This is a genomic window from Burkholderia sp. LFS061 (assembly GCF_047978125.1).
In the GTDB taxonomy this organism is placed as follows: Bacteria; Pseudomonadota; Gammaproteobacteria; order Burkholderiales; family Burkholderiaceae; genus Burkholderia; species Burkholderia pyrrocinia_C.
Window position 1 is genome coordinate 1 of record NZ_JBFPFS010000152.1, and the last position, 433, is coordinate 433.

Annotated in this window: 1 protein-coding gene; it reads right to left on the minus strand. The window is 57.0% G+C overall.

All coding sequences use genetic code 11. From position 1 onward, the window contains the following. Positions 1-75: 75 nt before the first annotated feature. Positions 76-433: IS3 family transposase (locus tag ACNQQL_RS36115; RefSeq protein WP_347069723.1), on the minus strand; the 358-nt coding region annotated here is incomplete at its 5' end.

Consider the following 433-nt stretch of genomic DNA (forward strand, 5'->3'; position numbering starts at 1 on the left):
CTGGAAATCGGCGATGAACCAGTTTGCTATCCTGTTCGGAGACCGATTTATGCAGGCGCGCGGATAACGTGCTGTTCAACCGCCTCGCCCACAAAAATGCGGACAGGTTCGCGACTGGTAATTGAGACGCGCCTGCGTGCGTTGCCAGTTATAGAAGATTTCGATGTATTCGCTGATCGAGCGCCGTGCCCGCTCGCGCGCGGCAAAGCGTTGATGATAGACCAGCTCGTTCTTCAACGTTCCCCAGAAGGATTCGATCGGGGCGTTGTCATAGCAATTGCCGCGGCGGCTCATCGATGCCCGCATGTCGAACTGGCTCAGGAGCGATTGATAGGCTAGCGCACAATATTGCGACCCGCGATCCGTGTGCTGAATCAGACCTGCAGGCGGTCGTCTGGTGGCAACGGCACGAAACAGGGCCTGCATGACTAGA